This window comes from Pseudomonas sp. CM25 (genome assembly GCF_013179705.1).
In the GTDB taxonomy this organism is placed as follows: Bacteria; Pseudomonadota; Gammaproteobacteria; order Pseudomonadales; family Pseudomonadaceae; genus Aquipseudomonas.
Window position 1 is genome coordinate 1 of record NZ_JABMCW010000048.1, and the last position, 6,260, is coordinate 6,260.

General features: G+C 64.1%; 7 protein-coding genes. 3 read left to right on the forward strand and 4 right to left on the reverse strand.

Going from position 1 to position 6,260, the window contains the following annotated elements; translation table 11 throughout:
• On the reverse strand, positions 1 to 189 hold a 189-nt coding region (locus tag HP546_RS07910; protein ID WP_172222197.1), incomplete at its 3' end, for a signal recognition particle receptor subunit alpha.
• A 313-nt stretch (positions 190 to 502) separates the two neighbouring features.
• On the opposite strand from HP546_RS07910, the gene HP546_RS07915 reads away from it, so the two are divergent.
• The 3 genes from HP546_RS07915 (at position 503) to HP546_RS07925 (ending at position 4,095) form a co-directional block, all read left to right on the forward strand.
• Positions 503 to 1,312, forward strand: a complete 810-nt coding sequence (locus HP546_RS07915) for an inner membrane protein YpjD (protein WP_172222201.1) — start codon at positions 503 to 505, stop codon at positions 1,310 to 1,312.
• A gap of 9 nt (positions 1,313 to 1,321) precedes the next feature.
• A complete protein-coding gene (locus HP546_RS07920) occupies positions 1,322 to 2,527 on the forward strand; it encodes a transporter associated domain-containing protein (protein ID WP_172222225.1) in 1,206 nt (401 codons plus the stop codon).
• A 269-nt stretch (positions 2,528 to 2,796) separates the two neighbouring features.
• Positions 2,797 to 4,095 carry an MFS transporter gene (locus tag HP546_RS07925; RefSeq protein WP_172222229.1) on the forward strand — a complete coding sequence of 433 codons (1,299 nt, stop codon included), beginning with the start codon at positions 2,797 to 2,799 and terminating at the stop codon, positions 4,093 to 4,095.
• 137 nt (positions 4,096 to 4,232) lie between these two features.
• Here the strand turns inward: HP546_RS07925 and purT are convergent, their stop codons facing one another.
• The 3 genes from purT to HP546_RS07940 form a co-directional block, all read right to left on the reverse strand.
• Positions 4,233 to 5,414: a formate-dependent phosphoribosylglycinamide formyltransferase gene (gene purT / locus HP546_RS07930; RefSeq protein WP_172222234.1), complete on the reverse strand. Its 1,182-nt coding sequence runs from the start codon at positions 5,412 to 5,414 to the stop codon at positions 4,233 to 4,235.
• A 76-nt stretch (positions 5,415 to 5,490) separates the two neighbouring features.
• Positions 5,491 to 5,958, reverse strand: coding sequence for a VUT family protein (locus HP546_RS07935; RefSeq protein WP_172222237.1), 468 nt, complete (start codon positions 5,956 to 5,958; stop codon positions 5,491 to 5,493).
• 190 nt (positions 5,959 to 6,148) lie between these two features.
• Positions 6,149 to 6,260 (reverse strand): DUF1289 domain-containing protein (locus HP546_RS07940; RefSeq protein ID WP_172222242.1); only part of this gene is annotated, 112 nt, incomplete at its 5' end.

Here is a 6,260-nt window from a genome sequence, read left to right on the forward strand (position 1 = left end):
TTCGGTGCCGACCGCACGTTCCTTGACGCTGTTGACGAAATCCTTGACCACCGGCAGGGCAACGTCGGCCTCGAGCAGGGCCATGCGCACTTCGCGCAGCGTGTCCTTGATGTTGTCTTCGGTCAGCTTGGCCTTGCCGGTGACATGGCGCAGCGTCTGTGACAGGCGGTCGGTCAGGTTTTCGAACATGGTGATCCTTTCAGGCCCAGTAAAAGCCGAGGTTTGTCAGGCGCCCTAGGGGAAATACACACCCGCCGGGCACAGCAAGGCGGCGATTATAGCGAAGTGCGGCGGCGGCGCACACCTTGGGAGATATTCGGTGGCTGTGCCTGCCTGTTCGCGGGTGAACCCCCACCCACAGGATCTTCACTACACTTGTGGCTTGCGCGGTACCTGTGGGAGCGGGTTCACCCGCGAATGCCGTTACGCGGCCTGCCAGTCTTCCTAGAGCGGCGGGATCTATGCCAAACTCCGTCTCTTTAAGGCTCGTCAACCAGGACTTATGGTCTCCTCACCCAGCCTCATCCCCAACCTGATCGCCGCCGGCCTCTATATAGCTGCAGCCGTCTACCAGGGCCTGCACCTGGCCCAGGGTCGCAAGGCCGACAAACGCCTGCTTGCCCTGCTGGGTGCCGTCGCGGTGCTCGCCCAGGCCGGCGCGCTGTTCTTCCAGCTGATCACCCCGCTGGGCCTGAGCCTGGACTTCTTCAGCGCTGCCAGCCTTATCGCCGTGGCCGTCATCGCCCTGACCCTGCTGGCCTGCATGCGCATACCGGTGGAAAACCTGCTGGTGCTGCTGTTCCCGCTGGGCGCGGTGACGGCGCTGCTGGCGCAGTTCGCGCCCCCCGGCACGGTGCCGCTGATCAACGAGGAGCCGGGCATCCTGGCGCATATCCTGTTGTCGATCCTGGCCTACGGGCTGTTCACCATCGCCGTGTTCCAGTCGCTGCTGTTGCTGCTGCAGGACCGTCAGCTGAAGAACAAGCACCCGTCCGGGCTGATTCGCAACTTCCCGCCGCTGCAAACCATGGAAAGCCTGCTGTTCGGCTTCCTCTGGGCCGGCTGGTGCCTGCTGTCGCTGTCGCTGATCTCGGGCTGGCTGTTCCTTGACAACCTGTTCGCCCAGCACCTGGTGCACAAGACTTTGCTGGCCTGTGTCGCCTGGGTGGTGTTCAGCGTGCTGCTGTGGGGCCGCACCCGCCTGGGCTGGCGTGGCCACAAGGCGATCCGCTGGACCCTGGCCGGTTTCTGCCTGCTGATGCTGGCCTATTTCGGCAGCAAGCTGGTTCGCGAATTCATACTGCATATCTGACGGCCGCCCATGGACACCTTGCCGTACGCAACGCTATTGGGCACCTTGGCACTGGCGCTGCTGTGGGCAGCGCTGTTCACCGCCGTGGATGCCGCCCGCCTGCAACTCAATGGCTCGCTGCGCAACGGCGATGACGGTCAACCACCACTGCCAGCCCAGGCGCTGGTGCTTTGCGCCAGCCTGGGCAAGTTGCTGGTGCTGGGCCTGGCGTGCCTGATCGGGCAGCGCTACAGCGGTGAACACGGTTTCTGGCTGGCCGGCCTGGGCGCCGCCCTGGTATTGCTGGTTTTCGCCGAATTCCTGCCCCGGCGCCTGGCCAGGCGCAACCCGCAGGCACTTGTCAGCCTCGGTGTCAGCCTGCTGAAAGCGCCGCTGACACTGCTGCAACCCTTTGCCTGCCTGCTCGACGGCTGCGCGAAGCTGATCCTGCGCCCCTTCCGTGCACAGCCGACAGCAGTTGCCCTGCACGCGCAGGAAGACGACGACACGGATGAAGATGAAGCGCACGAGGCGCCGCGCCACGGCCTGCTCGACGGCCTGCAGTCACTGGACAAGGTCACCGTCAACGACATCCTGGTGCCACGCAACGAAGTGGACGGCATCAACCTCGACGAGCCGATGGAACGCATCATCGAGCAACTTATCGTCAGCCGCCACACCCGCTTGCCCGTCTACCACAACGATATCAACCAGGTCGAAGCGATCCTCAACACCAAGTTGATCAGCCACCTGCTGCCCAAGGCCGAGCTGACCCTTGAGGCACTGCACGGCGCCTGCTACGAACCTTATTTCGTGCCAGAGAGCACGCCCTTGCAGATGCAGTTGCTGAACTTCCACAAGCAGCAGCGGCGCCTGGGCGTGGTGGTGGACGAGTACGGCGAAGTGCAGGGCATTGTCACCCTGGAAGACATCCTCGAAGAGATCGTGGGCGAGTTCGAGGACGAGCAAAGCCTGGGAAACCCGCACGTGCACCCACAGCCCGATGGCACCTTCGTGATCGACGGCACCGCCTCGCTGCGCGAGATCAATCGCAGCCTTGGCTGGCATCTGCCTAGCGATGGCGGGCCAAAAACCCTCAACGGGCTGGTGACCGAAGCGCTGGAAAGCATCCCCGAAAGCGCCGTTTGCCTGAAGATCGGCCGCTATCGCCTGGAAATCCTCGAAACAGAGGACAATTGTGCCAGCAAGGTACTGGTGTGGACCGTGACCCGATAGCTATACTCCGGTCACGCTTACCCAGCCCCGCCGCCACGCCTGCTACCCGCACCCGGCGTTACACGGCCAGTCCGCTCCACTGACACGCCCTGCGGTCCTGCTTCAATACCCCGAACAGTGCCCGCCCCGCCCCTACCCCCCCTTGGGCTATCGTCAGTCGGGCGCACACAACAACAAAACGCTCCGGCGCCCGCGCGACATGCCTGCCCTTTGGCACACCGCGCGAGCCATGCCCATGGAGCCGGACCAGACTGTTAGGGACCTACTTAATGACAAGCAGCACCTATGCCCAAGCCCCTGCCGCGCCGGTCAACTCGCCCGCGCGGGTAGCCACCGCAAGCTTCATCGGCACCGCCATCGAGTTCTACGATTTCTACGTGTATGCCACTGCCGCTGCCTTGGTAATCGGCCCGGTGTTCTTCCCGTCCGGGTCGGGTACCGCGCAGATGCTGGCGGCCTTCCTTACCTTCGGCATCGCCTTCCTTGCCCGGCCGCTGGGCTCGGCGTTGTTCGGCCACTTTGGTGACCGTATCGGTCGCAAGTCGACCCTGGTCGCCTCGCTGCTGCTGATGGGTGTGTCGACCACCGCCATCGGCGTGCTGCCGGGCTATGACAGCATCGGCGTCTGGGCGCCGATCATCCTCTGCCTGCTGCGCTTTGGCCAAGGCCTGGGCCTGGGCGGCGAATGGGGCGGCGCGGCTTTGCTGGCTACCGAGAACGCCCCGGAAGGCAAGCGCGCCTGGTTCGGCATGTTCCCGCAGCTGGGCCCTTCGATCGGGTTTCTGGCCGCCAACGGTCTGTTCCTGACCCTGGCCCTTACCCTCAGCGATGAACAATTCCGTGACTGGGGCTGGCGCATTCCGTTCCTGCTCAGCGCCGCGCTGGTACTGGTGGGGCTGTACGTGCGCCTGAAGCTCGAAGAAAGCCCGGTGTTCGCCACTGCCGTTGCGCGCCAGGAGCGGGTGAAAATGCCGGTGGTGGAGCTGTTCGCCAAGCATTGGCGGCCAACCCTGCTGGGCGCTGCAGCCATGGTGGTGTGCTATGCGCTGTTCTACATCTCCACGGTGTTCTCGCTGAGCTATGGCGTGACCACGCTGGGCTACAGCCGCGAAACATTCCTTGGCCTGCTGTGCTTTGCGGTGGTCTTCATGGCCTTGGCTACGCCGCTGTCGGCCTGGCTCAGCGACCGTTACGGGCGCAAGCCGGTACTGATCGTCGGCGGCGTGCTGGCGGTGGCATCGGGCTTTACCATGGAGCCGTTGCTGACCTCGGGGTCGACTACCGGCGTGGCGCTGTTCCTGGCCATCGAGCTGTTCCTGATGGGCGTGACTTTTGCGCCGATGGGCGCACTGCTGCCTGAGCTGTTCCCGACTCACGTGCGGTATACCGGGGCTTCGGCGGCGTATAACCTGGGCGGCATCGTCGGGGCCTCGGCGGCGCCGTTCTTTGCCCAGAAGCTGGTGAGCATGGGTGGGTTGAGCTGGGTGGGGGGTTATGTGTCGGCGGCGGCGGTGATCAGCCTGATTGCCGTGCTGTGCCTGAAAGAGACCCGCAATACCGAGCTTTGAGAAAGCCGGGGCTGCTTTGCAGCCCATCGCCGGCAAGCCAGCTCCCACAGGGATATACAGCCCTAGGGCCTTGTGGAGACCCTGTGGGAGCTGGCTTGCCGGCGAAAGGGCCGCAAAGCGGCCCCTTGGGTCCCGGATCAGAACTCGACTTTGACCGCCTGCGCTGCCCGGGTCGCCTTGGCCCGCGCGGCTTCGACCGATTCGTCACGCGCCAGGCACACGCCCATGCGCCGGGTGCCGTTGATTTCCGGCTTGCCGAACAGGCGAATGGCGGTATCCGGCTCGCTCAGCGCTGCGCCCAGGTTGGCAAAGCTGGTTTGCTGCGACTGGCCTTCCGGCAAGATCACCGCCGACGCCGATGGGCCGAACTGACGCACGACCGGGATCGGCAGGCCAAGAATGGCGCGGGCATGCAGGGCGAATTGCGACAGGTCCTGGGAAATCAGGGTTACCAGACCAGTGTCATGCGGGCGCGGTGACACTTCGCTGAACCATACCTGGTCGCCTTTGACGAACAGTTCCACGCCAAACAGGCCGCGACCACCCAGCGCATCGGTGACCGCCTTGGCCACGCGCTGCGACTCGGCCAGCGCCTTGGGGCTCATGGCCTGCGGCTGCCACGACTCCTGATAGTCGCCCTTCTCCTGACGATGACCAACCGGCTCGAGGAACGTAGTACCACCGACGTGGCGTACGGTCAGCAAGGTGATTTCGTATTCGAAGTCGATAAAGCCTTCGACGATCACCCGGCCTTTGCCGGCGCGACCGCCTTCCTGGGCGTAGTCCCACGACGTCTGCAGGTCGGCATCGCTGCGCAGCAGGCTCTGGCCCTTGCCCGACGAGCTCATCACCGGCTTGACCACGCAGGGGTAGCCGACATCGGCCACGGCCTTGGCGTAGTCTTCGAAGGTGTCGGCAAAGTGGTACGGCGAGGTCGGCAGATCCAGCTCTTCGGCGGCCAGGCGGCGGATGCCTTCACGGTTCATGGTCAGCTGGGTGGCGCGGGCGGTCGGCACCACGTTGAAACCTTCGTTTTCCAGCTCCACCAGGGTGGCGGTGGCGATGGCTTCGATTTCCGGGACGATATAGTGCGGCTTCTCGGCCTCGATCACCGCGCGCAGGGCAACGCCATCAAGCATGTTGACCACGTGGCTGCGGTGCGCCACTTGCATTGCCGGGGCATTGGCGTAGCGGTCGACGGCGATCACTTCGACGCCCAGGCGCTGCAACTCGATCACCACTTCCTTGCCCAGCTCGCCACAGCCGCAGAGCAGTACACGGGTCGCGGTGGGCGACAAGGGGGTTCCGATACGGGTCATTTCAGGTCCTCGAAGGCATCCGGGGCCGTACCAGGCGTGGCACTGCCCGCTGAAAAAGGACCGCTATTCTACACCATCAACCGGCCACGGCAGCCCGCCGGGCGCGAAATGCCATGGCCAGCCACACGGCAGTGACACCGGCGAATTTCGAGGCCATGGCGGTGCCGATCACCGCAGGGGTCAGGGCGCCGATCATGCCGAAGAAGATGAACGTGTCCACCGGAATACTCAGCGCCGAACTCAACCACAGGCGGTCGCGCAGTGGCCGGCGGGTGATGCTGAACACCAGCCAGTCGATCAGCTCGGAAATGAAGAACGCAGTGGCACTGGCCAGGGCGATGGCCGGCTCCGAGGTCACATAGGACAGCACCAGGGCCACCAGCATCGCGACCAGCGCGCCATGGCCGAAGCGGGTCTGCACCATGTCACGCAGGATAAACACCAGGCCGCCCCAGGCAGACCAGATGATGTCCAGGTGCGGGGCGCTGGAGAACGCGAAGTTGATCAGCACTACGCTGCTGATATAGGCAATGAGATAGAACATGGGCAGTGACCGTCGGGCAAGCGGCACAGATTACTTGATTTTCAGGTCAATGGCAGCTTGATCAAGCAGGTGTGTTACCTGCACTGGCCCTATCGCCGGCAAGCCAGCTCCCACAGTGATCGTGCAAACCCTCAGGCCACATGGACTACCTGTGGGAGCTGGCTTGCCGGCGATGAAGCCAGCACTGTGTTCAGCCTCCGATAATCAGGCCGGCCTCCACTGCCCTTTCATGGCAGCGTTTCAGCACCACCCGGCGCTCGTCGTTGTCCATCCGACCCCAGCGGCCAATTTCGGCCACGGTA

Coding starts and splice junctions, on each gene's coding strand:
- HP546_RS07915 (WP_172222201.1), top strand. CDS start 503: ATGGTCTCCTCACCCAGCCTCATCCCCAACCTGATCGCCGCCGGCCTC.
- HP546_RS07920 (WP_172222225.1), top strand. CDS start 1,322: ATGGACACCTTGCCGTACGCAACGCTATTGGGCACCTTGGCACTGGCG.
- HP546_RS07925 (WP_172222229.1), top strand. CDS start 2,797: ATGACAAGCAGCACCTATGCCCAAGCCCCTGCCGCGCCGGTCAACTCG.
- purT (WP_172222234.1), bottom strand. CDS start 5,414: ATGACCCGTATCGGAACCCCCTTGTCGCCCACCGCGACCCGTGTACTG.
- HP546_RS07935 (WP_172222237.1), bottom strand. CDS start 5,958: ATGTTCTATCTCATTGCCTATATCAGCAGCGTAGTGCTGATCAACTTC.